At 55.8% G+C, this 25,545-nt stretch carries 20 protein-coding genes; 5 read left to right on the top strand and 15 right to left on the bottom strand.

Features of this window, described 5'->3' with window-relative positions:
• Positions 1-41 precede the first annotated feature (41 nt).
• Positions 42-2,147: a polyribonucleotide nucleotidyltransferase gene (gene pnp / locus EQV93_RS17355; RefSeq protein ID WP_122783701.1), complete on the top strand. Its 2,106-nt coding sequence runs from the start codon at positions 42-44 to the stop codon at positions 2,145-2,147.
• Positions 2,148-2,436: 289 nt separating this feature from the next.
• The gene (locus EQV93_RS17360) at positions 2,437-2,790 is read left to right on the top strand and encodes a BON domain-containing protein (RefSeq protein ID WP_122783700.1); all 354 of its coding nucleotides are present in this window, start codon (positions 2,437-2,439) and stop codon (positions 2,788-2,790) included.
• A gap of 226 nt (positions 2,791-3,016) precedes the next feature.
• On the opposite strand, the gene EQV93_RS17365 is transcribed toward EQV93_RS17360, so the two are convergent.
• The 14 genes from EQV93_RS17365 to dksA all read right to left on the bottom strand — a co-directional run bounded on the left by EQV93_RS17365 (position 3,017) and on the right by dksA (position 21,952).
• Positions 3,017-5,950 (bottom strand): DUF748 domain-containing protein, encoded by a 2,934-nt coding sequence (locus tag EQV93_RS17365; protein ID WP_240892044.1) that lies wholly within the window; start codon positions 5,948-5,950, stop codon positions 3,017-3,019.
• Positions 5,951-6,059: 109 nt separating this feature from the next.
• Entirely contained in the window at positions 6,060-7,073 is a 1,014-nt protein-coding gene (locus tag EQV93_RS17370) for a class I SAM-dependent rRNA methyltransferase (RefSeq protein WP_240892045.1), read from the bottom strand.
• A 108-nt stretch (positions 7,074-7,181) separates the two neighbouring features.
• Positions 7,182-8,363: an acetyl-CoA C-acetyltransferase gene (locus EQV93_RS17375; RefSeq protein ID WP_240892046.1), complete on the bottom strand. Its 1,182-nt coding sequence runs from the start codon at positions 8,361-8,363 to the stop codon at positions 7,182-7,184.
• 80 nt (positions 8,364-8,443) lie between these two features.
• Positions 8,444-9,313: an oxygenase MpaB family protein gene (locus EQV93_RS17380; protein ID WP_146387015.1), complete on the bottom strand. Its 870-nt coding sequence runs from the start codon at positions 9,311-9,313 to the stop codon at positions 8,444-8,446.
• Between the two features lie 53 nt (positions 9,314-9,366).
• A complete protein-coding gene (pgi, locus tag EQV93_RS17385; RefSeq protein ID WP_122783695.1) occupies positions 9,367-11,031 on the bottom strand; it encodes a glucose-6-phosphate isomerase in 1,665 nt (554 codons plus the stop codon).
• 260 nt (positions 11,032-11,291) lie between these two features.
• The gene (gene panC / locus EQV93_RS17390; protein ID WP_240892047.1) at positions 11,292-12,152 is read right to left on the bottom strand and encodes a pantoate--beta-alanine ligase; all 861 of its coding nucleotides are present in this window, start codon (positions 12,150-12,152) and stop codon (positions 11,292-11,294) included.
• Positions 12,149-12,949, bottom strand: a complete 801-nt coding sequence (gene panB / locus EQV93_RS17395; protein ID WP_240892048.1) for a 3-methyl-2-oxobutanoate hydroxymethyltransferase — start codon at positions 12,947-12,949, stop codon at positions 12,149-12,151. Before panB ends, panC begins: the two co-directional genes overlap by 4 nt.
• Positions 12,950-13,146: 197 nt before the next feature.
• Positions 13,147-13,656: a 2-amino-4-hydroxy-6-hydroxymethyldihydropteridine diphosphokinase gene (gene folK, locus EQV93_RS17400; protein WP_240892049.1), complete on the bottom strand. Its 510-nt coding sequence runs from the start codon at positions 13,654-13,656 to the stop codon at positions 13,147-13,149.
• A gap of 3 nt (positions 13,657-13,659) precedes the next feature.
• Complete coding sequence (locus tag EQV93_RS17405; RefSeq protein ID WP_122783691.1) at positions 13,660-15,051, bottom strand: polynucleotide adenylyltransferase PcnB; 1,392 nt, start codon at positions 15,049-15,051, stop codon at positions 13,660-13,662.
• A 742-nt stretch (positions 15,052-15,793) separates the two neighbouring features.
• A complete protein-coding gene (locus EQV93_RS17410) occupies positions 15,794-17,227 on the bottom strand; it encodes a sigma-54-dependent transcriptional regulator (protein ID WP_122783690.1) in 1,434 nt (477 codons plus the stop codon).
• A gap of 22 nt (positions 17,228-17,249) precedes the next feature.
• Positions 17,250-20,204, bottom strand: coding sequence for a sensor histidine kinase (locus tag EQV93_RS17415; RefSeq protein WP_167654290.1), 2,955 nt, complete (start codon positions 20,202-20,204; stop codon positions 17,250-17,252).
• Complete coding sequence (locus EQV93_RS17420) at positions 20,188-20,364, bottom strand: hypothetical protein (RefSeq protein ID WP_003176118.1); 177 nt, start codon at positions 20,362-20,364, stop codon at positions 20,188-20,190. Before EQV93_RS17420 ends, EQV93_RS17415 begins: the two co-directional genes overlap by 17 nt.
• Before the next feature lie 77 nt (positions 20,365-20,441).
• Complete coding sequence (gluQRS, locus tag EQV93_RS17425; RefSeq protein WP_122783688.1) at positions 20,442-21,338, bottom strand: tRNA glutamyl-Q(34) synthetase GluQRS; 897 nt, start codon at positions 21,336-21,338, stop codon at positions 20,442-20,444.
• A gap of 173 nt (positions 21,339-21,511) precedes the next feature.
• A complete protein-coding gene (dksA, locus tag EQV93_RS17430; RefSeq protein WP_122783687.1) occupies positions 21,512-21,952 on the bottom strand; it encodes an RNA polymerase-binding protein DksA in 441 nt (146 codons plus the stop codon).
• A 323-nt stretch (positions 21,953-22,275) separates the two neighbouring features.
• On the opposite strand from dksA, the gene EQV93_RS17435 reads away from it, so the two are divergent.
• On the top strand, positions 22,276-23,448 hold the full coding sequence (locus tag EQV93_RS17435; RefSeq protein ID WP_146387026.1) for a pyridoxal phosphate-dependent aminotransferase: 1,173 nt from the start codon (positions 22,276-22,278) through the stop codon (positions 23,446-23,448).
• Positions 23,448-24,155 (top strand): DNA/RNA nuclease SfsA, encoded by a 708-nt coding sequence (gene sfsA / locus EQV93_RS17440; RefSeq protein WP_122783685.1) that lies wholly within the window; start codon positions 23,448-23,450, stop codon positions 24,153-24,155. Before EQV93_RS17435 ends, sfsA begins: the two co-directional genes overlap by 1 nt.
• On the opposite strand, the gene EQV93_RS17445 is transcribed toward sfsA, so the two are convergent.
• Complete coding sequence (locus EQV93_RS17445; RefSeq protein WP_146426045.1) at positions 24,138-24,476, bottom strand: Rieske (2Fe-2S) protein; 339 nt, start codon at positions 24,474-24,476, stop codon at positions 24,138-24,140. The genes sfsA and EQV93_RS17445 overlap by 18 nt on opposite strands.
• Positions 24,477-24,640: 164 nt before the next feature.
• On the opposite strand from EQV93_RS17445, the gene EQV93_RS17450 reads away from it, so the two are divergent.
• The gene (locus EQV93_RS17450; protein WP_240892050.1) at positions 24,641-25,516 is read left to right on the top strand and encodes a heme/hemin ABC transporter substrate-binding protein; all 876 of its coding nucleotides are present in this window, start codon (positions 24,641-24,643) and stop codon (positions 25,514-25,516) included.
• Positions 25,517-25,545 lie beyond the last annotated feature (29 nt).

Consider the following 25,545-nt stretch of genomic DNA (forward strand, 5'->3'; position numbering starts at 1 on the left):
AGAAACCCGTTCCCCAAGAGCCACAAAGAAGGTAGGACACCGTGAACCCGGTTATCAAAAAATTTCAGTTCGGTCAGTCGACCGTTACTCTCGAGACTGGCCGTATCGCCCGTCAGGCCTCCGGCGCAGTATTGGTCACCGTTGACGACGACGTCAGCGTGTTGGTGACTGTAGTCGGTGCCAAGCAGGCTGATCCAGGCAAGGGTTTCTTCCCTCTGTCCGTTCACTACCAAGAAAAAACCTACGCTGCCGGTAAAATTCCAGGTGGTTTCTTCAAGCGTGAAGGTCGCCCTTCCGAGAAAGAAACCCTGACCTCGCGCCTGATCGACCGTCCGATCCGTCCGCTGTTTCCAGAAGGCTTCATGAACGAAGTGCAGGTTGTCTGCACCGTTCTGTCTACCAGCAAGAAAACCGATCCGGACGTCGCTGCGATGATCGGTACTTCGGCTGCGTTGGCAATCTCCGGTATTCCTTTTGATGGCCCAATCGGCGCTGCACGCGTTGCTTACCACGAAAGCACTGGCTACCTGCTGAACCCAACCTACGAGCAACTGGCTGCTTCGAGCCTGGACATGGTTGTTGCCGGTACATCTGAAGCCGTGTTGATGGTTGAATCGGAAGCTAAAGAGCTGACCGAAGACCAAATGCTGGGCGCTGTCCTGTTTGCTCACGACGAGTTCCAGGTCGTTATCCAGGCAGTTAAAGAACTGGCTGCCGAAGCTGCCAAGCCAACCTGGGACTGGGTTGCTGCTCCAGAAGCCACCGAACTGTTGGGCGCTATCCGTGCCGAGTTTGGCGAGGCGATCTCTCAGGCTTACACCATCACCGTCAAGGCAGACCGTTACGCGCGTCTGGGCGAGTTGAAGGATCAGGTTGTAGCCAAGTTCTCCGGTGAAGAAGGCCAGCCTTCGTCCAGCGAAGTCAAAGCTGCATTCGGCGAAATTGAATACCGCACCGTTCGCGAAAACATCGTTAATGGCAAGCCGCGTATCGATGGCCGTGACACTAAAACTGTTCGCCCGTTGAACATCGAAGTGGGTGTTCTGCCTAAGACCCACGGTTCGGCTCTGTTCACCCGTGGCGAAACTCAGGCTCTGGTTGTTGCCACTCTGGGTACTGCCCGTGACGCACAGCTGCTGGACACCCTGGAAGGCGAGAAAAAAGACCCGTTCATGCTGCACTACAACTTCCCTCCGTTCTCGGTAGGTGAGTGTGGTCGTATGGGTGGTGCAGGTCGTCGCGAAATCGGCCACGGCCGTCTGGCTCGTCGCTCTGTTCAGGCCATGCTGCCTGCTGCTGATGTATTCCCGTACACCATCCGTGTTGTATCGGAAATCACTGAATCCAACGGTTCCAGCTCGATGGCATCGGTTTGCGGTGCTTCGTTGGCGCTGATGGACGCTGGTGTTCCGATGAAGGCACCCGTTGCCGGTATCGCCATGGGTCTGGTTAAAGAAGGCGAGAAATTCGCAGTTCTGACCGACATCCTGGGTGACGAAGACCACTTGGGCGACATGGACTTCAAAGTAGCCGGTACCGCTAAAGGTGTTACCGCGCTGCAGATGGACATCAAGATCAAAGGCATCACCGAAGAAATCATGGAGATCGCACTGGGCCAAGCCCTGGATGCTCGCCTGAACATCTTGGGTCAGATGAACCAGATCATTGGTCAGTCGCGTAACGAACTGTCGGCCAACGCTCCGACCATGATCGCGATGAAAATCGACACCGACAAAATCCGTGATGTGATCGGTAAAGGTGGCGCGACCATCCGTGCGATCTGCGAAGAAACCAAAGCTTCGATCGATATCGAAGACGACGGTTCGATCAAGATCTTCGGCGAATCCAAAGAAGCCGCAGAAGCTGCACGTCAGCGTGTTCTTGGGATCACTGCAGAAGCAGAGATTGGCAAGATCTATGTCGGCAAGGTTGAGCGCATCGTCGATTTCGGCGCATTCGTAAACATCCTGCCAGGCAAAGACGGCCTGGTTCACATCTCAATGCTGAGCGATGCTCGTGTAGAGAAAGTGACTGACATTCTGAAAGAAGGTCAGGAAGTGGAAGTACTGGTACTGGACGTGGACAACCGCGGTCGTATCAAGCTGTCCATCAAGGACGTAGCTGCTGCCAAGGCATCGGAAGCTTAATCGCTCCCCACGCCTGCTTTAAAAAAAGGATCCTTCGGGATCCTTTTTTTATGGCTACAGTTAAGCCAGCGCCAAAGGGCCATATGCCATGAGTTGAAAGCCGCAACTTGCATGCAGATTTTTATGGCGCCATGCAAATTGCACGATCGGGTAAAAGCATGTTTTTCATAAGTCATTGATTTATATGGTTTTTATTGTTTTCGAAAAGTTGGCACGTGCCCTGCAACAGTACTGATAACCCTGCTGCTGCAAGACAGCGCAGATTCTAAAGAAGACAGGAGTTACTCGTATGAAGAAGTTTGCTATCGCTGCTGCAACTGCCACCGCTCTGACCCTGACCATGGCCAACGCCGCATTTGCTGCTCAAGCAACCACCCAAGCACCAATGAACGTGGCTGCAGGCGAAGTTGATAAAGCCAAGGAAGCTACTTCTGATACTTGGATCACGACCAAAGTTAAATCTGATCTGCTGACCGAAAAAGGCATTCCAGGTAGCGACATCAAAGTCGAAACCAACAAAGGTGTTGTGTCTCTGTCGTCCACTGTTGCTATCACTGACGCACAGAAAAAGATTGCGGTCGACATCACCAAGAAAATCAAGGGCGTTAAAGCCGTTTCGGCTGATGGCCTGAAAGCTGAGTAAGTGTTCTGACTCGTAGAGCCAGAGTAAGCCGCAGCAGGTGATTCAACCTGCGGGCTTTCAAATCAGGTTCATGCGACGGCCACACGGATGTGGTCATTACAGCCCCCGACGCTCTGCGTCGGGGGCTGTTCTATGTGCGGCCCCATAAACCGTAGCTTTGGCCGACTAACGCTGCGTGTTGAGCATGAGAGGGCGCCCCTGATCCACAGCCTGGGACGATGAGCCCCTACTCACTGTCCAGATGCAGGGGAGTAATCACTCGACCATCGCTCTCGGCTTCACCCAGCGTGGCATCGATAAAGTAGACGCGGTCATCTGCCAGCCCGCCTTTATCCACCAGATAGTCTTTGATGCTGCTGGCTCGGTCTTGACCCAGTTGACGTAGCAATACTTCGCTTTTGCTCCAGAAATCGATCAGTGCATCGCGCATTTTAGCGGCACGCTCTTCACGGCTCAGATCTGCCCATTCAGCAGGCGGTTGTTGCTTCATGCGGGCACGGTAAATACCTTCAAGCAAAGGGGCTTTTTCATCGTCTGGTACGTTAAGCAGCGATGCTTGAGCGGGTACTTTCTCGCCTCGACGCTGGAGGATTTTGTAGTAGGTGTACTGATATTCGCGCTCAAGGCGATCCTTGGCGATCAGTGGCCCATCGCTGGTTTGCGCCGCGGTGCCTTCAATCTCCAGGCGCAAGGCCGGGCGTTTCTTCAACGCTTCGGCGAGCGTGTCGAGCGCTTTTTGTGCATCAGGTTTCAACTCGCTCGACCCGGGGGCAAAGGACACCGTGCCCAAATCTTCTGAGCCACCGCCATTGATCAGTCCGCCAATAAACTTGAAAGGTGCTTGTACGGCGCGCAGCACCAGATTGCGCAGAGTTTGCCAGACGATGGGCATCACACTGAATTGCGGGTTGTTGAGGTCGCCTGTGAGCGGCAAATCAATTGAGATCGTTCCATCGGTGTCTTTGAGCAGGGCAATCGCCAACTTGATCGGCAGGTCGACCGCATCCGGGCTGTCGACTTTTTCACCCAATTGCAGTTGCTCCACGACCAGCTTGTTTTGAGCCTTGAGCTGCCCTTTGGTGATCAGATAATGCACGTCAAGGTTCAGGCGGCCTTTGCGAATGCGGTAACCGGCGAATTTACCCGAGTAGGGTGTCAGCGTCGTCAGCTCGACCCGTTTGAAACTGGTGGCAATGTCGAGACTCGCCATTGGATCAAAGGGGTTGACGCTACCTTTGATAGTTACCGGCGCATATCGGTCAACCTTACCGGCGACATTCACACTGGCAGGTTTAGCTTGGCGACTATCAATGGTGCCAATTTGGCCGTTGAGCTGTTGGATGGCCGTTGCAAAGTTAGGCGTGAGGCTGAAGTCTGCGAAATTGGCAGAGCCATCATTGATCGCAATGCCGCCAATATGGATGCCCAGCGGCTTGTTCTTGGTGGTGGCCGGTTTGGCGGTTGTTTTAGCGCCGCTATTAGCCGGTTGCGGGATAAGCAGGTCGTCGATATTAGTGGTGCGGTCGTCGTTGATCATAAAGCGCACGTAGGGCTGCGCAAATTTGACGTTGGCAATCGCCAGGCTGTCCTCATGCTTGTACTTCAGACCCTCCAGATCCAGGCGCTGCCATTTCAGGAAGTCACGATTCTTGAGGGTGTCGAGCGTGTGCAGCTGGGCGATCTGCACGCGTCCGTCGACGGTAAAGGCCAAGGGGTCGATGCTTTTGAGGTCGACCGTCAGATCGCTGTCGAGCATACCGCTTCGCAATTCAAGTCGAATGAACGGGTCGATGTAAGCTTGCGCAACGCGCAGGTCGATATCTTGGGTGGTGACCTTGAGTTTGGCGCTCACCGGGTTGAGATCCACGTCACCGCTGGCGGTCAGTTTTCCCTGCTTGCCTATGCCTGCATCGAGTTTGACGGTGAAAGGTGACTGGTTAAGGCTGTCGAAATTATGGACGTCGACATTGATCGGACCCATATCCAGGGCCACAGGTGTTTTGGGTTCTTTATCGGCGAGATGAACGCGATAGTCGCGTAGTTGCACGTCTTTAAGCAGTACTTGCCATGGCTTGCTCGGGGCCACAGGAGCAGGTTTAGGGGGCTCGACGGTGACTGGGTCAACCCCTTTGTGTGAAGCCCTGGAAGCCTTGGATGGATGACTGGCAAACAGTTTCTGCCAGTCGAGCTGGCCATCTTTTTCCCGAGTGACCCAAGTTTCCAGATTCTTGCTGTTGATCTTGCCAACCACGACGTGTTGCTTGGCCAGGTCCAGGGTGGTATCGCTGACATCCAGCCGTTCGAGTCTTGCCAATGGACGTCCGTCTGGAGCATTGATGTTGAAGGGCGCAATACTGGCGGTAGCGTTGCTGAGCACCATTTGCGTGTCTTTAGCCAGGTTCAGCGTGTAATCCGTGCTGAAATTCAGGACGCCATCTTCGAGCACCAGAGGCAGCTCATCACGCACATAAGGCCACCAGGCTTTCATCTTGCCGTCAGTCACCTTGAGTGTGCCCTTTGAGGCAATCGGCACCACGCTCAGCGTGCCACTCCAATCGATGCGACCGCCTTCGGGGCCGTTAGCCACCAGCGTCATGTCGGCATTGTCTTCGGGCAAGGTGCTCAGATTTTTCAGCTCAAGATCCATCGAATCGTAGAGAAATTCGATGGGCTCGCTGGGACGCATATCGGTGAAATGGAGGTAGCCATCAGCCAGTTTGATGGCGTCAATGCGCAGCGGGAAAGGTTTGCTGTCGGGGTTGGCGGGTGTCGGCTCACTGGCCGGCAACTTGAACAGTTGGGTCAGGTTCAGCGTACCGTCTTTGTTAAACAGCACCTCAGTCTTGGGTTTGTCCAGCTGTACATCCGCCAGATGCAAAGCTTTTGTCCACAGGCTGTCTGTTTGCAGGTTGGCGTAAAACCGCTCAAATGCCACCTGCTCCTTACCCGGCTCGCCGACGCGAAATCCCCACAAGGTCAACTCCAGCGTAAACGGGTTGAACTCGAGCCGATCGAGTTTAGCGGGGACTGTGGCGTAGTTGGCCAACTGCTGGTTGATGATGCGCAGGCCAATGCCGGGCAATATTAAAAAGCCCAGCAGGCTATAAATGGCAGTCGCCGATAGCAAAACAATAACGGCGCGGATCAATCCTTTGAGCATGTGGGGTGTCGTCTATTTCAGTCAGAGTGCCTTTGAGTATGGCACGCGTTTCTGGTTCCGAGACGGATGCCATGTGATCTGCAGGATTTGTCCAGATCGTGAGTAAGATCTAGAACTGTAGAATCAGCGTTTTCAAGGGTGGCTGATGATCCATCGACGGAAAATCTGCCGCAGGGCTGAGCACCTGCCAATCACGCACCGGGCGACCGGCTTTTTCGGCGCAGCGCAGTACTTGTTCACGCCAATCGTCCATGCTGACTTTAGCCAGATTGTTGCAGCAGATAAGTACGCCATCTGCGGCAGTGGTCAGCACCGCGGGTTTGAGCAGGCTTTGATAGTCGCGTAATAGATCAACGGTGCCGAAAGCGCTCTTTGCCCACGCGGGTGGGTCGAGCAACACAAGATCATATTCGCGTTGTTCAAGGCGGGGATAGGCGGGGAGTTTGTGGCGGCGCTGAACGATGGGCAATCCTGCCAGTTGGCGGATGGCAGCAAAGTAATCGGACTGCACGAACTTCATTTTTTTCAACTCAGGATTCAATAGGCCGTTTTCACGGCCCACGGCAAGATTGCCCTCGGCGAAGTCGAGGTTGCACACTTCACTGGCACCTCCGGCCGCGGCGCTCAGGCCCACCCCGCAGGTATAGGCGAACAGGTTCAGTACGCTTTTGCCAGCGCTGTGTTGTTTGACCCAGCCGCGTGCGTTGCGCAGGTCAAGGAACAGCAAAGGGTCTTGGCCTGCATGGCGGCCGCGGACGCGATAGTTAAGGCCCCATTCATGCCCCACCATGTCTTGAAGCGCCGCTTCATCGGCGCGATAGACTGTGTCGTCACGGTCAATGCGCGAGTTGCCTTGGGAGCGATCGTTGTACACCAGCAACAAATCGAGCCCCAGATGACGATTGATCGCGTCATGCAACTGCAGCAAGTCATCGCGTTCCAAACGTTGATGAAAGCTTTGCACCAGCAGTTGTGGGCCGTATCGGTCGATGGTCAGGCCCCCGGCGCCTTCCTGACTGCCGTGGAACAGGCGATAGCAGTCGGTGCCTTGGGCATGCAGTTCTGCCAGCAGATCGTGACGATTATCGAGGGCGGCGCGCAGCGCCTGATTCAAGGAAGACATGCGATGCGCCTTGGGAATAGATAAGGCGCGGCAGTTTAACAGAACAGAGTCTAAACGGGCTTTTGTAGTCGCTGTCGCAGGCTGCGGCAGCGACTACAGAGTGCTTGTTTAATCGCGCTCAATGGCCATGGCTACACCTTGGCCGCCGCCGATGCACAAGGTTGCCAGACCCTTTTTGGCATCGCGCTTGATCATTTCATGGAGCAGGGTGACCAGAATACGACACCCTGACGCACCAATCGGGTGACCAATCGCAATGGCCCCGCCGTTGACGTTGACCTTATTCGCGTCCCAATTCAGCTCTTTGCCTACCGACAGGGCTTGAGCGGCGAACGCTTCGTTGGCTTCGATCAGGTCAAGCTGTTCAAGACTCCAGCCCGCCTTGGCCAGACACCGCCGGGTGGCGTCTACAGGACCGATGCCCATGATGGCCGGGTTGACTCCAGCGTTGGCGTAAGCAGCGACTTTGGCCAGCACCGGTAAGCCCAGGGCCTTGGCTTTGCTCGCACTCATCAACAGCACGGCAGCCGCACCATCGTTGAGCGAGGAGGCGTTGCCAGCGGTGACAGAGCCGTCCTTTTTGAACGCCGGTTTTAGCTTGGCCAGCGATTCAGCCATTGTACCTGCGCGTGGCTGCTCATCGGTATCGAACGAAACGGGTTCGCCTTTACGTTGCGGGATCACGATCGGCGTAATTTCATCGACAAAACGGCCGGTTTCGATGGCCGCAATGGCTTTTTGTTGGGACTGAGCAGCAAATTCATCCTGCTCCTGGCGGCTGATGCCGAACTTATCCACAAGGTTTTCCGCGGTGATTCCCATGTGATAGTCATTGAATGCATCCCACAGTCCATCGCTGATCATTGTGTCGACGATTTGGCTGTGGCCCATGCGCAGGCCCGTGCGGGCACCGGGGACGATGTAGTTGGACAGGCTCATGTTTTCCTGGCCGCCAGCAATGATGACGTCGGCATCGCCACAACGTATGGCCTGCACAGCGAGGTGCAAGGCTTTCAAGCCAGAGCCGCAGACTTTGTTCAGGGTCATTGCCGGAACAGCGAAAGGCAGGCCAGCCTTGATTGCCGCCTGACGCGCAGGGTTTTGCCCGGCACCCGCGGTGAGCACTTGGCCCATGATCACTTCATCGACCTGAGCGCCATCCAGGCCGGTTTGTTCCAGTAGCTGACGAATGACGGCTGCCCCCAGCTCAACAGCAGAAACATGGGCTAGCGAACCTTGAAAGCTGCCGACGGCGGTGCGGGTGGCGGCAACTATTACGACGTCTTGCATCGCGCGAATCCTCATTTTTATTGGTGTGTAGTACTCGGAATCAGGCACGCATGGTGGCATAAATTGATGGCGCTCGGGTTTTAGTCAAGTCCCATCCGCCGCCGTGCACGCTGCACCGAACCATTACGTACGGCCCAGCGCAGTACCGGCGCGGTGCTTTTAACACCGGCCCTTACCAGCGTGCGAGTGAGCGGGCGCTGATAAAGCCCTAATTGATGACTGGCCCAGTCTGGCAGTAGATCAATCCCGGCTTGCATCATCAGTGCCCCAAACGGTTTGGCCAAAAGGCTGGGTGAGGGTGCATTCAGCAACAGGCGAATAACCTCATTGCTGCGTTCATCGCACAGCAGTTGAGGGCGGATATCGTTGAGGTATTCCGCTATTTGCTGGCGTGTGCGTGGCACGTCAGTGGCGCCCAAGCGCTCAGCGACCAATGCTATTTCGTCGTAATAACGATCTTGATCGGCGATGGATAAATGCGGATTGCGATACCGCAGATGAGCGGCCAGGAAGTTGCTGACTTCGGCCACATGCACCCATGTCAGTAAGTGCGGATCGCTGGCGGCATACGGTCTGCCATCAAGACCCGTACCGGTAACCTGCAAGTGAATGGTACGTACTTTTTCAATCAGCCAGTCGGCATCCCGGGTGGAGCCAAACGTTGTGCCTGAAATAAACTGTCCTGTACGACGCAGTCGTCCCAGCATGTCCTGACGAAAATTGGAGTGGTCCCATACCCCGGCCAACGCCAGTGGGTGCAAGGCTTGCAGCATCAACGCGCTGATGCCGCCTATCAGCATGCTGGTGAAGTCACCGTGCACTTGCCAACTGATAGAGTCCGGGCCAAACAGACCGGGATCGCCTTTGGGGTTTTCAAGGTCGAGCTGGCCGAGCGAAAGGCCGGTCAGGCTCATGATTTGGCGTTCGATGGGGCGGCGAATGAGTTCCATGGAGCCTCGGTTGTGCCAGCCAGTCCCGGATGCCGAGGCTGGCTGGCTATCAATCAACCGCGATGACGACCGCGGAAGTAGTTGATAAGACCTTGGGTCGATGCGTCGTCGGCAGGTTCTTCCAGGCTGCCGGTGAGGCGGTTGTAGACGCCTTTGCCGAGTTCCTTGCCCAGTTCCACGCCCCACTGATCGAAGGCGTTTATGCCCCAGATCACGCTCTGAACGAAAACTTTGTGCTCGTACAGGGCCACCAGTGCACCCAGGCGACGTGGGCTGATACGTTCAACCACAAGCGTGTTGCTCGGACGATTGCCCGGGATCACTTTGTGCGGTGCGAGTTTTTGAATGTCTTCTTCGAGCATGCCCTTATCGCGCAACTCGGCCTCGGCTTCTTCGCGGGTTTTACCCAGCATCAGTGCCTGGCTTTGTGAAAGGCAGTTGGCATACAGCCATTGATGATGGTCGGACACCGGGTTGAAACTGACGATCGGCACGATGAAGTCGGCCGGAATCAGCTGTGTGCCTTGATGCAGTAACTGGTGATACGCATGCTGCCCATTGCAGCCCACGCCGCCCCAGATCACCGGGCCTGTGTCAGTCGACACCGGGGTACCGTCCTGACGTACGCTCTTGCCGTTGGACTCCATGTCCAGCTGCTGCAGGTGCTTGGTGATGTTACGCAGGTAGTGATCGTACGGCAGGATGGCGTGGCTTTGCGCACCCCAGAAGTTGCCATACCAAACACCGAGCAAGGCCATCAACACCGGCATGTTTTGCTCGAACGGGGCGTTCTGGAAGTGCTGGTCCATGCTGTAGGCGCCGGACAGCAGCTCCTTGAAGTTGGACATGCCGATGGCCAGTGCGATCGGCAAACCAATCGCCGACCACAGCGAATAGCGACCGCCTACCCAGTCCCACATCGGGAAGATATTTTCTTCACGGATACCAAAGGCTACCGCAGCCGCGTTGTTGCTCGATACGGCGATAAAGTGGCGATGCAGCTCAGCTTCCGAACCACCTTGCGCCAGATACCAAGCGCGGGCAGCCTGTGCGTTTTTCAATGTTTCGAGGGTGTTGAATGACTTCGACGAAACGATAAACAGTGTTGTTTCAGCGCGCAGTTTTGCGGTCAGTTCATGAAACTCACTGCCGTCGATGTTCGCGAGATAGTGGCAGCGCACGCCTTTTTGCGCGTAGGACAGCAGGGCTTCAGACACCAGTTCAGGGCCCAGGAATGAGCCGCCAATGCCGATGTTGACGATGTCAGTGATGGGTTTTTCGGTGTAGCCGCGCCACAGGCCATCGTGAATCCGCCCGACCAGTTCGGTCATTTGGTTCAAGACTTTGTGCACTTGGGGCATGATGTTGACGCCGTTCACCGACAGTTTGTCGGCTACAGGGCGGCGCAGTGCGGTGTGCAAGGCCGGGCGACCTTCGGAGGCGTTAACGATTTCGCCTTCAAACAGCGATTTGATTGCCCCTTTAAGATCAACCTCGTTAGCCAGATCAACCAGCAAGTCGCGGGTTTCATCAGTGATCAGGTTTTTCGAGTAATCCAGAAACAACCCGCAGCTGCTCAGCGTGAAGTCTTCAAAACGCTTCGGATTATTGTTGAACGCATCGCGCATGCTGAAATTCTGCATGTCGGCACGGTGGAGTTTTAACGCTTGCCAGGCGGGCAGAGCGGTAACGTCATGAGGAGTGCGGTAGTACGCCATCGCTGCGAATATCCTTTTTGCTTGAACTGCCTTTGGACACTGAAACTCCCGAAACCTTCACGCATGGGTGAGGTGTTCGGTCAGTCTGTTTCTACGCTTGATCACAAGCCGGGCCACAACAGTAAACCTAGTGCCACCTTATGTCTCGGTTTTGTCTGACACCTGGCGGTAACTTTTGTCACCGCAGTGTCACTCAAGGTGAAACGTTTCAGTGTTTCATGATGAAGGCTATTAAGTGGGCCTCGGACTCACATTGGCTGTTACAGCCCGCTGTCGAGATTCAAATGGACGTTATCGATCAAGCGAGTGTTGCCCAGGAACGCAGCCACCAGAATCACCAAGTCGCGATCCGAGGCTTGTGCAGGAAGCAAGGTCAGAGCGTGGCGGACTTCCAGGTAGTCAGGGCGAAAGCCGAGCGCTTGAATCTGCTCCACATGCTGGTTGATCAGCGCGCCATAGTTACGTTCGCCTGCGGTAATGGCTTGGCTCATTGCCTTCAAGTGTTGATACAACGCAGGCGCGAGAGCGCGTTGCTCTTCGCTCAAATAGCCATTGCGAGACGACAGGGCCAGACCGTCCTCGGCGCGTACCGTGGGTTCGCTGATGATCTGAACGGGCATATTCAGCTCTTGGACCATGGCGCGAATAACGGCCAGTTGCTGGTAGTCCTTTTGCCCGAAGATGGCCAGATCGGGCTGAACCATATTGAACAGCTTGCTGACGACCGTAGTCACACCATCGAAATGCCCTGGGCGTCGGCTGCCGCACAGCTCATTGCTCAGTTGGGCGGCAGTCACGCGGGTCAGTCCAGTCATGCCGTTCGGGTACATTTCCTCAACGGTGGGTGCAAACAGCAAATGGCAGCCCGCTTGCAGAAGTTTTTCCTGGTCAGCGGCCAACGTGCGTGGATAGGTGTCCAGGTCTTCGTTAGCGCCAAATTGCAGCGGGTTTACAAATATGCTCGCTACCACGAAGTCAGCCTGTTGCGCGGCCGTGGTAACCAGGGCCGCATGGCCGCTGTGCAGGTTGCCCATGGTGGGGACAAGGGCGATTTGCTTGCCTTCGCGGCGTGCGCGAGCGACAGCCGCGCGCAATTCGCGAACGGTTTTAACAGTGTTCATGCAGAGAATCCGTGTTCAGTGCCAGGGAAAGTGACAGCTTTGACTTCAGTCACATAAGCGCTGAGTGCTGATTGAATATCGGGTTGACCCGCCATGAAGTTTTTCACGAACTTGGGTACGCGCCCTGTAAGGGACAAACCGAGCATGTCATGCAGCACCAGAACCTGACCGTCGGTGTCGCTGCCGGCGCCAATCCCGATTACCGGGATCTTGACCGCATGAGTGATTTCTTTGGCAAGCTCGCTCGGCACGCATTCAAGCAGCAGCATGGCCGCGCCTGCCTGCTCCAATGCAATGGCATCGGCCCGCATTTGGCGAGCCTGGGCTTCGTTACGGCCTTGCACTTTATAACCGCCCAGTACATTGACGGTTTGCGGAGTCAGACCCATATGCGCGCAGACAGGGATACCGCGCTCGGTCAGTAAGCGAATGGAATCTGAAAGCCAGACCGCGCCCTCTACCTTGACCATGTGGGCCCCGGCTTGCATCAGCTGTGCGCTGTTGTTCAGGGTTTGCTCCAGCGTGGCATTAGCCATAAATGGCAGGTCCGCAAGAATCATTGCGTCCTGGTTGCCGCGTTTGACGCAGGCCACGTGGTACGCCATTTCGGCGGTGGTAACTGGCAGTGTGCTGTCATGCCCTTGCAGAACCATGCCCAAGGAGTCGCCTACCAGTAGCACTTCCACACCGGCTTGATTGCAAGCGTGCGAAAAGGTGGCGTCATAGCACGTCAGCATGGTGATTTTTTCACCTTTTTGCTTAAGGCTTTGCAGGGTGGTGAGGGTGATAGCCGGCATGAAAAAGGATCCTCGTCAGGCAGTGTGACAATCACTGCGAGTAACGCGTGTGATTCATCGTATAAGCAGGAGCACCACTTCTAAGGGGTGTTTGTAACGCCTGCTTTTCACATTGCGCCGTCCATTGGACGGCAGCGGGATGCCTATAGTCGTGACGAGCACACTGGAAGTCAATTACAGGTGTTACCGGGTCAGTGTTACCGGCGTGATTGATTCGATTCAGCGTGGGGGGGCAGACGTTCCAGCCCGACAAATGGGCATTCGCTCAATAGCTGAGAAAGGGGGCGACCATCGGCCAGAATCAGCGACGCGGGGGCTACTTCAGCCAGCGGATAGAGGACGAAAGCCCGTGCCTGCATATGGTAGTGCGGAACCTTGAGGCGCGGTTCGTCGATCAGTCGATCACCGAACAGCAGGATATCGAGATCCAGTGTGCGAGGCCCCCAGCGCTCATGTCGTTCGCGGCCCTGGCCCAGTTCGATGGCTTGCAGGGCATCCAGCAGTTGCAAGGGAGTCATTACCGTATCTAGAGCCGCTACGGCGTTGGTATAGCGGGGTTGGCCCGCCAGCAGTGAATCACTCTGATAGAACGCAGATACATCCACAAGGCGGGAGTCCGGCAATTGTGCCAGCGCTTCGACAGCGCTGCGTAATTGCTCAGCCGGGTCAGCCAGATTGCTGCCCATTCCAATGTACGTACGTTCCATCGTTTACTCGTCTGCTGCGCTGCGTTTACGCTTGTTAGCCCCGGTACGGCGGCGTTTTCGGGGTGCAGGACCGCCCCCTTCGTCTTTGGCATTGCTCAGGTCGCGAATCATTTCGCGGCGTCCGCTTTCGTTCGCATCCTGGTAGTCAGTCCACCACTCACCCAGGCCGTTAGTCTGCTCGCCTGCGCTCTCGCGCAGCAGCAGAAAATCATAACCGGCGCGGAAACGCGGATTGTCGAGGAGCATATCGGCACGTTTACCGCTGCGCCGTGGCAACCGCTCCTGCATGTCCCAGATCTCGCGGATGGGCATCGTGAAGCGTTTTGGAATGGCGATGCGCTGGCATTGTTCGCTGATCAGCTCGTGAGCGGCTTCTTGCATGGCCGGAATAGGCGGCATGCCTTGGTCTTGCAAGCGTAAAACCCGAGCCGGCAGGGCAGGCCACAGCAGTGCGGCAAACAAAAATGCCGGGGTAACAGGCTTGCCCTGTTTGATCCGCAGGTCAGTGTTACGCAAGGCTTCACTGATCAAGGTGTGGGTGTACGTCGGGTTGTTTTCCAGGGCTTCGGCACTCGCCGGGAACAATGGATCGAACAACTCAAGGTCGACCAGCATTTCAAAGGTGTCAGAAGCGTTACCTGAGAGGAACAGCTTGAGGACTTCTTCGAACAAACGTGCAGAAGGGATCTCTCGCAGCATAGGTGCCAGTTCGCGAATCGGCGCAGCTGTGTGCTTTTCGATGCCGAAATTGAGCTTGGCGGCAAAGCGCACGGCTCGCAGCATACGAACCGGGTCTTCCTGGTAGCGCTGTTGAGGATCGCCAATCAGACGTAGCAAGTGGTTGCGAATGTCGTGTACGCCGTTGGCGTAATCGAGAATGCGCTCACTGACCGGGTCGTAGTACAGGGCATTGATCGTGAAGTCACGACGCTGGGCGTCTTCTTCAAGGGTGCCGTAAACGTTGTCGCGCAAAATGCGTCCGCTTTCGTTACGCGAGGATTGATTGCTGTCTTCCTCTTCGTCGTTTTGCGGATGATTGGCGCGGAATGTCGCGACTTCAATGATTTCGCGACCAAAGTGGATATGGACCAGTTTGAAGCGGCGGCCAATGATGCGCGCGTTTCGAAACTCGGCACGCACTTGCTCAGGCGTTGCACTGGTGGCGACGTCGAAGTCTTTAGGCGTGATATTGAGCAGCATGTCGCGTACGCAGCCGCCGACCAGATAGGCCTGATAACCAGCGTTCTGCAGGCGTTCAACAATATTGACCGCGTACCGGCTGAACTGGGCGCGTTGCAGCGAATGCTGGCTGCTATTGAGCACTTCAGGGGTGCTGCGCAGTTGTTGCGTGCGACGCTTGGGAGTACGGAGTGACTGGAACAGCTTCTTCAGCATGGGATGCACTGTTTGAAGGAATGTTCGGCCAAAACGAAGAATGACCGCATGATGGGCGGGGATTCTAGCATTTAGTCAGGGGATGGTGTAGGAAGCTGAGGCGGTCTTGTGACCGAAGCTGCAAGCGGCCAGTAGAAACAGCTGCAAGAGGTGCGAACTAGACAGGTGGAAGATTTTTCTAAATCTCAGCAAGCACAAGGGGAGCCGAAGCTCCCCTAGAAATTATTGCGTGCTCTATTTTTATTATTGATTGCGGGCTTTTTGTTTTTGTTAAGTGCCCTGGTTACAAAGGTTTTGCCTGTGTAACCCTCCCAATCGGGAGATAAGAGCAAACGGATTGCTTTGGTCGCTGTGTTGCTGTGATCAATGATCCAACCAGTTCAGGTTCTGCTTTAAGTGCAGTTTTTGTTCTTCTCTGCCGGGTTGTGGGGCTAGCCCCAATAACAACGCCTCTCCAAAACAATCAGTTAGCTGCGCCTCCGCCGTGTTGTTCTTGTTATGCGTGAGCCGATACGTCTTATTTTTATTGTGTGCTGCTGTGATTCTTATTGTTCTTGTACGGATACATATAGCAGGGTGCGTGCCAACTTTTGCGTGGGCCAGCAAAATAAGGGCTTTGCGGGGATTTAGCCTTTTTCTGGGCCAAAAAAAACCGGAGCTTCGTTACCGTAAGCCCCGGCTTTTGTTACGTCTTTAAGGTGCGGTAACAGTTTTTTCACATTTCTGTGTGTTACCTGGAGCGTTACCCTTCGGTGGTCACCCCGGTTTTTCTACGCGGAATACCCAGGCGCTGACGGCGCTCCCACAGGCATTTACGGCTGACACCCAGTTTGCGTGCCAGCTCGGTCTCGGTCATGTGGTCCTGGTGCTCAAGCACAAAGTGCTGGAAGTAGTCTTCAAGAGAGAGGTCTTCGGCTGGGTCATGGCTGGTGTTACCGCTGCTGATGCTGTGCTGCGGGCCCAAACCAATGAAGTCATCGTCACGCAGGTCGCCCAGCTCAATGTCGATACCTAGCAAATCGGCAGAGATTTCCGGGTTTTCGCACAAAATAACGGCACGCTCTACGGCGTTCTCGAGTTCTCGAACGTTACCTGGCCATGAGTACTGGCTAATGGCACGTTCGGCATCCGGGGCAAATTTCAGGTCGGTACGGCCAACGCGCGCGCTTTGGCGTGCCAGAAAAGCGTGGGCAATTTCATTAACGTCTGAACCACGTTCGCGCAAGGGGGGAAGCTTGAGGGCGATGACGTGCAATCGGTAGTACAAGTCTTCGCGGAACTGACCCACCTTTGCCAAGCTCTTGAGGTCGCGGTGAGTTGCAGCGATCAGGCGCACATCCACTTTTTGTGATTGCACCGAACCTACCCGACGAATTTCACCTTCTTGCAGCACCCGCAGCAAACGCGCCTGTGCTTCAAGGGGCAATTCGCCAATTTCATCGAGGAACAATGTTCCGCCATCGGCCGCTTCAACGAGGCCTGCACGTCCCGCGCTGGCGCCGGTAAAGGCGCCTTTCTCGTGGCCGAACAATTCTGATTCGATCAAGGACTCAGGGATGGCCGCGCAGTTGACCGAAATCATCGGTGCTTTGGCGCGTCGCGACAGGTTGTGCAAAGCACGGGCTACCAACTCTTTACCCGTTCCCGATTCGCCTTGAATCAGGACATTGGAGTCGGTAGGTGCGACTTTGCGTATCTTGCTGTACATGTCCAGCATGGGCGGGCAAGAGCCGATGATGCCGATCTCGCCGTTGCTGTTATCGACCGTATTTTTGTCCGCATTACCGGCCTTGGCCGGGCGCTCGACAGGTGTGCTTTGAGTGCTTTGGCGATCACGCAGGATACGCGCCACGGCTTGCAGCATTTCGTCGTGGTCGAACGGTTTGGCGATGTAGTCCACCGCTCCCATTTTCATGGAGTCCACGGCAGAACGCAGACTGGCATAGCTGGTCATGATCAACACTGGCTTGCCTTGGCCAAGCTTGATCAGCTCAGTTCCGGGGGCACCGGGCAGCCGCAGGTCGCTGACAATCAAGTCGAACGAGGGAATGCTGAAACGCTCTTGCGCTTCCTGTACCGAGCCCGCTTCGCTGACCTGGTACTGGTTGCGCTCCAGCAAGCGGCGCAGTGCGGAGCGTATGATGGTTTCATCTTCGACGATCAAAATATGCGGCATTGATTCAGTTCTCTCGACGGTCTCAGTTCACAGCGGACGTCGCTTCGACATGACGCGGCAGGGTGACCCGAATACGGGTTCCGCGTTGGCTTTGAATGTCAGCCGGGCTGTCGATGGTGATTTGTCCATAATGCTCTTCAACGATGGAATAGACCAGTGCAAGGCCCAGACCGGTGCCTTCGCCGGGGTCCTTGGTGGTGAAAAACGGCTCGAATAATCGGTCCATGATGTTCTTCGGAATGCCCGTGCCTTCGTCTTCTACGATCAGATCAATGGTGTGCTCACCGGCTTCACTTTTGACCCGGACAGCACTGCCGGCAGGGGATGCATCCCGGGCGTTCGACAGCAGGTTGATCAACACTTGCGCTAATCGCTGAGGGTCGCCCTCGACCCAATGGTCGGGGTCGCACAGGTTGTAGAACTGCACTTCAAAATTACGCCGGTTCAACGCCAGCAAACCAATCGCATCCTGTGCCACTTCAGCCAGACAGACGGGTTCGTCATTGTGCTGGTGGCTGCCGGCGTGGGCGAAGCTCATCAAGGACTGCACAATGCGCGAGATGCGCTTGGTCTGTTCAAGTATCTGGCTGCTGATTTCAGTCAGTTCTTCGTCATCTTCGCGTTCTTCACGCAGATTTTGCGCCAGGCAGGCGATGCCGGTCACAGGGTTGCCGATTTCATGAGCCACCCCCGCCGCCAGCCGTCCGATGCTGGCCAGTCGCTCGGAGTGCACCAGTTTGTCTTCGAGCATTTGAGTCTCGGTCAGGTCTTCGACCAGTAACACCAAACCGCTGTTGCCCGGTGCCAACGGCTCGTCAATGGCTGCCTTGTGCAGGTTCAGCCAGCGGGTTTGACCGTCAAGAGCCAAATGTTGCTTGTGCAAGTGCTCGTCGGGCAAGTCGATAAACCCCTGCAGCAGTTCACGCCATGGGTTGCCCAGAGTGCTCATGCGCGAACCCACCACCCGCTGTGCGGGGATGCCGGTCAGCTCCTCCATGGCTTTATTCCACATCAGGATTTCCTGGTCTTTGGCCAGCGAGCAGACACCCATCGGCAACTCTTGCAGCGTTTGACGGTGGTAACGGCGCAGGGCGTCCAGTTCTGCGGCCAGCCCGGTCAGGCGAGAGTGGTAGTCCTCGAGCCGGCTTTCGATGAAGTGAATATCTTCAGTGACGTAGCTTTCGCCGCTTGATTTGTAGGGCAAGAAGGTTTCGACCATGTCCTGAGCGACGCTGGGGCCCATTAAGCCGGAAAGGTTGGCTTCGATACGGTCGCGAAGGCGGCGCAAGGCATAAGGGCGACGCTCGTCGAAGGGCAAAAATAAGTCTCGCAAGGCTTGTTCGACTTCTTTTTGCGCCGCTTTCGCCCCAAGTGGTTTGGCGAGTTGGGTGGCAAACTCTTGTGGCGAAGCTGCGTGTAATTCGCGTCGTTGCGGGCGTCGAACGTTATCCACTGCACAGGCTTCGGCGGCGCTGGCTTCTTCGGGGCTGGCATTGGTAAACAGAGAAATCAGCGTAAACATCAGTACGTTGGCAGCGAGTGATGCGATGGCTGCCATGTGCCAGCTGGTATCGTCCAGCACGTAGATCATGTTCAGCCACGGGATGTAAAAGCCCTGAAAATTGCCGATCAGCGGGAACAGCATACTGGCCATCCACACCAGAATCCCGGCCAGCAACCCGGCAATAAAGCCGCGGCGATTCGCCGTTGGCCAGTACAGCACCGACAGTACGCCCGGCAGGAATTGCAAGGTGGCGACAAACGCGACAATGCCGAGGTTGGCCAGGTCCTGCTCTGCACCCATCAGCAGGTAAAAACCGAAGCCGGCCATAATGATGGCCACGATCAACGCACGTCGGGTCCATTTCAGCCAGCGGTAGATATTACCTTCGGCAGGTGGCTGATAGAGCGGCAATACCAGGTGGTTCAATGCCATGCCTGACAGTGCCAGGGTGGTGACGATAATCAACCCGCTGGACGCTGACAGCCCGCCGACATAAGCGAGTAATGCCAGTGATTTGCTGTTGGCGGCAATACCCACACCCAAGGTGAAGTATTCGGGATTGGTGGTGGCGCCCAGTTTGAGCCCAGCCCATAGAATCAGTGGCACGGCGAGGCTCATTAGCAGCAGGAACAGCGGCAAGCCCCAGCTGGCGCTGACAAGCCCGCGCGGGTTGAGGTTTTCAGTGAACGTCATGTGATACATGTGCGGCATCACGATGGCTGACGCAAAAAACACCAACAGCAGGGTACGCCACGGCCCTTCTTGTAATGGGGTATGCAGAGCTGCGAGGGCAGTCTGGTTTTGCAGTAACCACACTTCGAGCTGTTGCGGGCCATCGAAGACGCCATACAGTGCGTAGAGGCCCACGCCACCGATTGCTATAAGTTTGATGACTGACTCAAAGGCGATGGCAAACACCAGTCCTTCATGCTTTTCCCGAGTTGCGATGTGCCTTGAGCCGAAGAAAATCGTGAACAGTGAGATCAATGCGCAGAAGCTGAGTGCCACGCGGTGTTGCACAGGCTCGCGGGTCAGGATGCTGATGGAGTCGGCGACAGCTTGAATTTGCAGGGCCAGCAGTGGCAGGACGCCAATCAACATGAAAATCGTGGTCAGTGCCCCGGCCCACGTGCTGCGAAAGCGGAAGGCAAAAAGGTCGGCGAGTGAGGAAAGTTGATAGGTGCGGGTAATTTTGAGAATGGGGTACAGGAGCACGGGCGCCAGAAGAAACGCCCCAGAGACGCCCAGGTAGCTGGACAGGAAACCGTAGCCGTATTCGTAAGCCAGCCCCACCGTGCCGTAAAAAGCCCAGGCGCTGGCGTACACCCCCAAAGACAACGTGTAGGTCAGCGGGTGGCGAATGATTGATCGCGGGATCATCCCTCGCTCGCTGATCCAGGCTACGCCAAACAGAACCGTCAGGTAGGCGGCGCTGATGAGAATCATCTGGGTGAGGCTAAAGCTCATCGGCATCTTTTTGGCTCTGCAAAATAAAGGTCACAACAATCAGAATCAGCCAAAGCAGATAAGGCCTGTACCAAGCGCCTGTCGCATCGATCCACCAATCCATGATGGCGGGTGAAAACAGGTAGATCCCCACAACCAGCAACAGGACCAATCTATAGATATACATCCTGCCCTCTCTTTTACTGGCCGCATGCTCGAAACGTGCGGCGATGGTAACGGATGGCTGACAACCTGCAACAGGTGTCAGCGTAATTGCGCTTCGGCCAGCGTGAGCGTGCGCGGGATCAGGTCAGCATTCCAGTGTTGGATGCCCCAGTTCAGGATTTCGCGCGGGCTGGCGTGCTCAAGACCTGCGTCAGTCTTCTGGCCCAATGTTCGCAAGGCACGCAGCAGTAACGGTGTGGCTTGATCGGCCGTCAGGGGCGGCGAGCGGTAGGATTTTCCAAGCTTGTGGCCATCCGGCTGCACGATCAATGGCACGTGCAGGTAACGCGGCTGTGACAGCCCCAGTAGCTCCTGCATGTAGAGCTGGCGTGGGGTGGAGTCCAGCAAGTCGGCGCCGCGCACGATATCAGTCACGCCCTGCCAGGCATCGTCGAGTACCACCGCCAACTGGTAGGCATAAAGTCCGTCACGGCGACGAATCACGAAATCACCCACCTCGCGACCCAGGTGCTGGCGGAATTCCCCTTGAACCCTGTCCTTGAACGCGTACTGCAGTTCAGGCACACGTAATCGGATGGCGGCGTTCTCGATTGAGTGGCCGGCATTTCGGCAAAAACCGGGATAGATACCGTTATAGCCCTCGAGTTGTTTGCGCGAACAAGTGCAGGCATAAGCCAGCCCCTGGCTGAACAAACGGTCGAGGACATGGGCATAGGCGTCATGGCGATCGCTTTGACGTACCAGTTCACCATCCCACTCGAAGCCGTACCGCTCCAGTGCATCGAGGATGGCGGCTTGAGCGCCGGGCATTTCCCGCGGAGGGTCGAGGTCTTCCATTCGCAGCAGCCAGCGGCCACCCACTGATCGGGCATCAAGGTAAGAGGCGAGGGCTGCCACCAATGAGCCAAAGTGCAAATGGCCACTGGGGGTTGGGGCAAAGCGCCCGGTGTAAGCGGGGGTTGAACAAGCCGTCATGGCAAAGATCCTGTAGCCGCTGCCGAAGGCTGCGATGGGGGGCGACAGCAGTCCCGGTAGTGTAGAGGGCCTACAGTCCTTATCGCAGCCGGTACAACAGCTACCAACCGGCAGGACTTAATTTCAGAAACAAAAATGGGGCGTTCGCACGCCCCATTTGGTCAAACCGGCGATTACTTGCCGACTTGTTTTTCCTTGATTTCAGCCAAGGTTTTGCAGTCTACGCACATGTCGGCAGTAGGGCGGGCCTCAAGTCGACGAATGCCGATTTCGACGCCGCAGGATTCACACCAGCCGTATTCTTCGTCTTCGATCAATTGCAGCGTCTTGTCGATTTTCTTGATCAGCTTGCGCTCGCGATCGCGGGCACGCAGTTCCAGGCTGAATTCCTCTTCCTGGCTAGCGCGGTCGGCCGGGTCAGGAAAGTTCGCCGCTTCGTCTTTCATATGATCAACGGTGCGGTCAACTTCCTGCATCAAGTCCTGTTTCCACTTTTGCAGAATCTTGGTGAAGTGCTTGCGCATGCGCTCGCCCATGTACTCTTCACCCTTCGTTTCAACGTACGGTTCGAAGCCGCTGAGTTGACTATTCTGTTGCTTAGCTTGTGTGGGCATGAAATGGACCGCCTCTCATTCTTCTAATCCATTGCGCAGGATTGCAACATCACCGACACCTGCCGGCCCTGCGGCTGCAAGCGGGCGAACTTACCAGATCAAATCGGGCCGCGCTACTCCCTGTTGTCTAGCCTGCCGCCAGTGGTTGTGTCTGGAGCCTGTGATGCTTGAGATTAGTGGCTGAATAAATAATTTTAGTCGAGCTGTGACCCGTGCTTGCACCGTTTGGTTCTACTCATGTGCAGTGTAAGACTCTAATTCATTCTCCCTTGTGACAGTGCTTGGGTAGAATCTGGCTTTTGCTTACCCACAAAGGCAGGCTCATGGCTCAGTCTTACAGTGCGCGCAGTCGCGCGATCGAACCGTTCCATGTCATGGCGTTGTTGGCCCGCGCCAATGAGTTGCAAGCGGCGGGGCACGATGTCATTCACCTCGAAATAGGCGAGCCCGACTTCACCACGGCTGAGCCCATCATTACCGCCGGCCAGGCTGCTTTGGCGGCAGGCAAGACGCGCTATACAGCCGCTCGCGGCCTGCCGGAACTGCGTGAAGCCATTTCGGGGTTTTATCACCAGCGTTATGGTTTGAATATCGACGCTTCGCGAATTCTGATCACTCCGGGTGGCTCCGGTGCACTACTTTTAGCCAGCAGCTTATTGGTCGATCCGGGTAAACATTGGCTACTAGCTGATCCTGGCTACCCGTGTAACAGGCATTTCCTACGTCTTGTGGAGGGTGCGGCACAGCTCGTTCCTGTAGGGCCGGATGTGCGTTATCAACTCACGGCTGATCTGGTAGAGCGTTATTGGGATCAGGACAGTGTTGGGGCATTGGTTGCATCACCGGCCAACCCTACCGGCACCCTTTTGAGTCGAGATGAGCTTGCTTCGTTGTCGACGGCTATCAAGGCACGTAACGGGCACTTGGTGGTGGATGAGATCTATCACGGCCTGACGTACGGTTGCGATGCGGCAAGCGTGCTTGAGGTGGATGACAGCGCGTTTGTACTCAATAGTTTCTCCAAGTATTTCGGTATGACAGGCTGGAGGTTGGGCTGGCTAGTCGCGCCACCCGAGGCGGTTGCCGACCTCGAAAAACTTGCGCAAAACCTCTACATCAGCGCGCCAAGCATGGCGCAGTACGCGGCGCTGGCCTGCTTTGAGCCGCAGACGTTGACCATTCTGGAAGCCCGTCGAGCCGAATTCGGTCGTCGTCGTGACTTTTTGTTACCAGCGTTGCGCGAGTTGGGTTTTGGCATTGCCGTCGAGCCCGAAGGTGCGTTTTATCTGTATGCCGATATCAGCGCGTTTGGTGGCGATGCCTTCGCTTTTTGCCAGCATTTTCTTGAAACAGAGCACGTAGCCATTACACCTGGGCTGGATTTTGGTCGTTATCAGTCTGGGCATCACGTACGTTTTGCCTATACGCAAAATCTGGATCGCCTTCAGGAGGCGGTTGATCGGATCGCCCGTGGCTTGAAAAGCTGGAGGGGCTGATGCACTTTTCTCCGGGCTTGGAAGAGGGGCGCCTGATTAAACGTTATAAGCGTTTTTTGGCGGATATTGAGACAGTTAGCGGCGAGTTGATGACCATTCACTGCCCTAATACGGGATCGATGTTCAATTGCATGGTCGAAGGCGGGCAAGTCTGGTTCAGTCGTTCTAATGATCCCAAGCGTAAGCTCCCAGGCACGTGGGAAATCAGCGAAACACCGCAAGGAAGGCTCGCCTGCGTCAACACCGGGCGTGCCAATCGCTTGATTGAGGAGGCGTTGCTAGCAGGTGTTATCACCGAACTTAGGGGGTTTACGGCGCTTAAGCGTGAAGTTGCCTATGGGCAAGAAAATAGCAGGATTGATTTTCGCCTGGAGTATCCGCAAGGTTTTGCCTATGTCGAGGTGAAAAGCGTGACGCTAGGATTTGATGGCACGCGCATAGCCGCATTTCCGGATGCCGTAACGCAGCGCGGCGCCAAGCATTTGCGGGAGCTGGCCAGTCTGGCTCGCCAGGGTGTGCGGGCGGTGCAGTTGTATTGCGTCAATCTGACTGGGATCGACGCCGTGCGCCCGGCTGAAGAAATAGACCCAGGATACGCTGCCGCGTTGCGAGAGGCAGTCGCCTCTGGAGTCGAGGTATTGGCGTACGGAGTCAGCTTGACGCCGGAAGCAATCGTTGTGGATCGCCGCTTAGACGTCCTCCTCTGACACAGAGGGTATGATCCAGATCCCTTTAGTATCCTCGCGGCATTCAAGGGCTGACAGAGACTGTCCAGCGCATGGTCCGGCAACGCACTCGCCAGTTTCAATCAAAAACAAAGCCGCATGAGTCGAGCACTGGATCAAGCTGGCGCTGGCATCGAGAAACTGATCCGGTTGCCACTCCAATGGAACGCCGCGATGCGGGCAGCGATTTTTGTAAACATACACCTGGCCCTCGCGGCGCACTGCCAGCAGGCGCATGTCGTTGTGTTCAAAGCCTCGGGCAGTACCTTCAAGCAGTGCCTCTGAAGGGCATAAAAAAATCATTGCAGTCTCATCTGGGTTTAGCCGTGGCTTACAGTGGAGCGGGTTAATAGGTTGACGTGCAAATGCAAACAATTATCAAATGTAGTTTCGCTCTGCAAGGTTCAGTGTGGCTGCATAAAACTAACCTTGCCCGTTGTGCCCTCTCTATCAAGGAACATCTCTGTATGCGCTTGAGTACCCACCTGATTGCCCTTTGTACTGGCCTTGTGATCAGTCATGCGAGTTTGGCCAGCGAGTTACCACAACGCTGGGTCAGTGTCGGAGGTGCGCTATCGGAGTGGGTCAGTAAGTTGGGCGCGGAGTCTAAATTGGTTGGGGTCGATACTACCAGCCAGCATCCTGAATCACTCAAGTCTCTACCCAGTGTGGGTTATCAGCGTCAGCTTTCGGCAGAAGGCATCTTGAGCTTGAAACCCGATGTCTTGATAGGCACTGATGAAATGGGGCCGCCGCCTGTGTTGGAGCAGATTCGTGGGGCCGGGGTAGCTGTCGAGATGTTCTCGGCCCAGCCCGACCTGGCAAGTCTTGAAGCGACACTTATGCATTTAGGACGACTGTTGGGCGATGAGGCGCAGGCCGCGCAATTGTTCGCGGATTACCAGCAGCAACTGCAAGTGCATCTGCAGCAAGTCAAGCGGGCTCAGGCCAATCAAAAAGCGCCAGGTGTGCTGTTGCTGTTGGGCCACGCGGGCGGTAAGCCGATGATTGCGGGCAAGGACACTGCAGCGGACTGGCTGTTGACCCAGGCGGGTGGGCAGAACCTGGCGACGCATTCGGGTTATAAGCCATTTTCCGTTGAGGCGCTGGTAGGGTTGAACCCTGAGGTGTTGGTGTTTGCCGATCGTGCACTGACAGGCGAACCCGCTCGAAAGGCATTGATGAAAGAAAACCCTATTTTGGCGTCGATCCAGGCTGCTAAGGATGGGCGCATTTATGAGCTTGATCCAACACTGCTAGTAGGTGGTCTTGGCCCGCGTCTACCGGCCAGTTTGAAGCAGTTGACCGCTGAGTTTTATCCCAAGGCGCCGGCAAACCCATGAGGACATTGGTTAAACCTCGCTCATTGTTT

This window comes from Pseudomonas sp. TMW22091 (assembly GCF_022496705.1).
GTDB lineage: Bacteria > Pseudomonadota > Gammaproteobacteria > Pseudomonadales > Pseudomonadaceae > Aquipseudomonas > Aquipseudomonas saxonica.

Excerpts from the sequence above, each read along its gene's own strand:
- EQV93_RS17360 (WP_122783700.1), top strand. The coding sequence starts at position 2,437 with ATGAAGAAGTTTGCTATCGCTGCTGCAACTGCCACCGCTCTGACCCTG.
- EQV93_RS17365 (WP_240892044.1), bottom strand. The coding sequence starts at position 5,950 with ATGCTCAAAGGATTGATCCGCGCCGTTATTGTTTTGCTATCGGCGACT.
- EQV93_RS17370 (WP_240892045.1), bottom strand. The coding sequence starts at position 7,073 with ATGTCTTCCTTGAATCAGGCGCTGCGCGCCGCCCTCGATAATCGTCAC.
- EQV93_RS17375 (WP_240892046.1), bottom strand. The coding sequence starts at position 8,363 with ATGCAAGACGTCGTAATAGTTGCCGCCACCCGCACCGCCGTCGGCAGC.
- EQV93_RS17380 (WP_146387015.1), bottom strand. The coding sequence starts at position 9,313 with ATGGAACTCATTCGCCGCCCCATCGAACGCCAAATCATGAGCCTGACC.
- pgi (WP_122783695.1), bottom strand. The coding sequence starts at position 11,031 with ATGGCGTACTACCGCACTCCTCATGACGTTACCGCTCTGCCCGCCTGG.
- panC (WP_240892047.1), bottom strand. The coding sequence starts at position 12,152 with ATGAACACTGTTAAAACCGTTCGCGAATTGCGCGCGGCTGTCGCTCGC.
- panB (WP_240892048.1), bottom strand. The coding sequence starts at position 12,949 with ATGCCGGCTATCACCCTCACCACCCTGCAAAGCCTTAAGCAAAAAGGT.
- folK (WP_240892049.1), bottom strand. The coding sequence starts at position 13,656 with ATGGAACGTACGTACATTGGAATGGGCAGCAATCTGGCTGACCCGGCT.
- EQV93_RS17405 (WP_122783691.1), bottom strand. The coding sequence starts at position 15,051 with ATGCTGAAGAAGCTGTTCCAGTCACTCCGTACTCCCAAGCGTCGCACG.
- EQV93_RS17410 (WP_122783690.1), bottom strand. The coding sequence starts at position 17,227 with ATGCCGCATATTTTGATCGTCGAAGATGAAACCATCATACGCTCCGCA.
- EQV93_RS17415 (WP_167654290.1), bottom strand. The coding sequence starts at position 20,204 with ATGCCGATGAGCTTTAGCCTCACCCAGATGATTCTCATCAGCGCCGCC.
- EQV93_RS17420 (WP_003176118.1), bottom strand. The coding sequence starts at position 20,364 with ATGTATATCTATAGATTGGTCCTGTTGCTGGTTGTGGGGATCTACCTG.
- gluQRS (WP_122783688.1), bottom strand. The coding sequence starts at position 21,338 with ATGACGGCTTGTTCAACCCCCGCTTACACCGGGCGCTTTGCCCCAACC.
- dksA (WP_122783687.1), bottom strand. The coding sequence starts at position 21,952 with ATGCCCACACAAGCTAAGCAACAGAATAGTCAACTCAGCGGCTTCGAA.
- EQV93_RS17435 (WP_146387026.1), top strand. The coding sequence starts at position 22,276 with ATGGCTCAGTCTTACAGTGCGCGCAGTCGCGCGATCGAACCGTTCCAT.
- sfsA (WP_122783685.1), top strand. The coding sequence starts at position 23,448 with ATGCACTTTTCTCCGGGCTTGGAAGAGGGGCGCCTGATTAAACGTTAT.
- EQV93_RS17445 (WP_146426045.1), bottom strand. The coding sequence starts at position 24,476 with ATGATTTTTTTATGCCCTTCAGAGGCACTGCTTGAAGGTACTGCCCGA.
- EQV93_RS17450 (WP_240892050.1), top strand. The coding sequence starts at position 24,641 with ATGCGCTTGAGTACCCACCTGATTGCCCTTTGTACTGGCCTTGTGATC.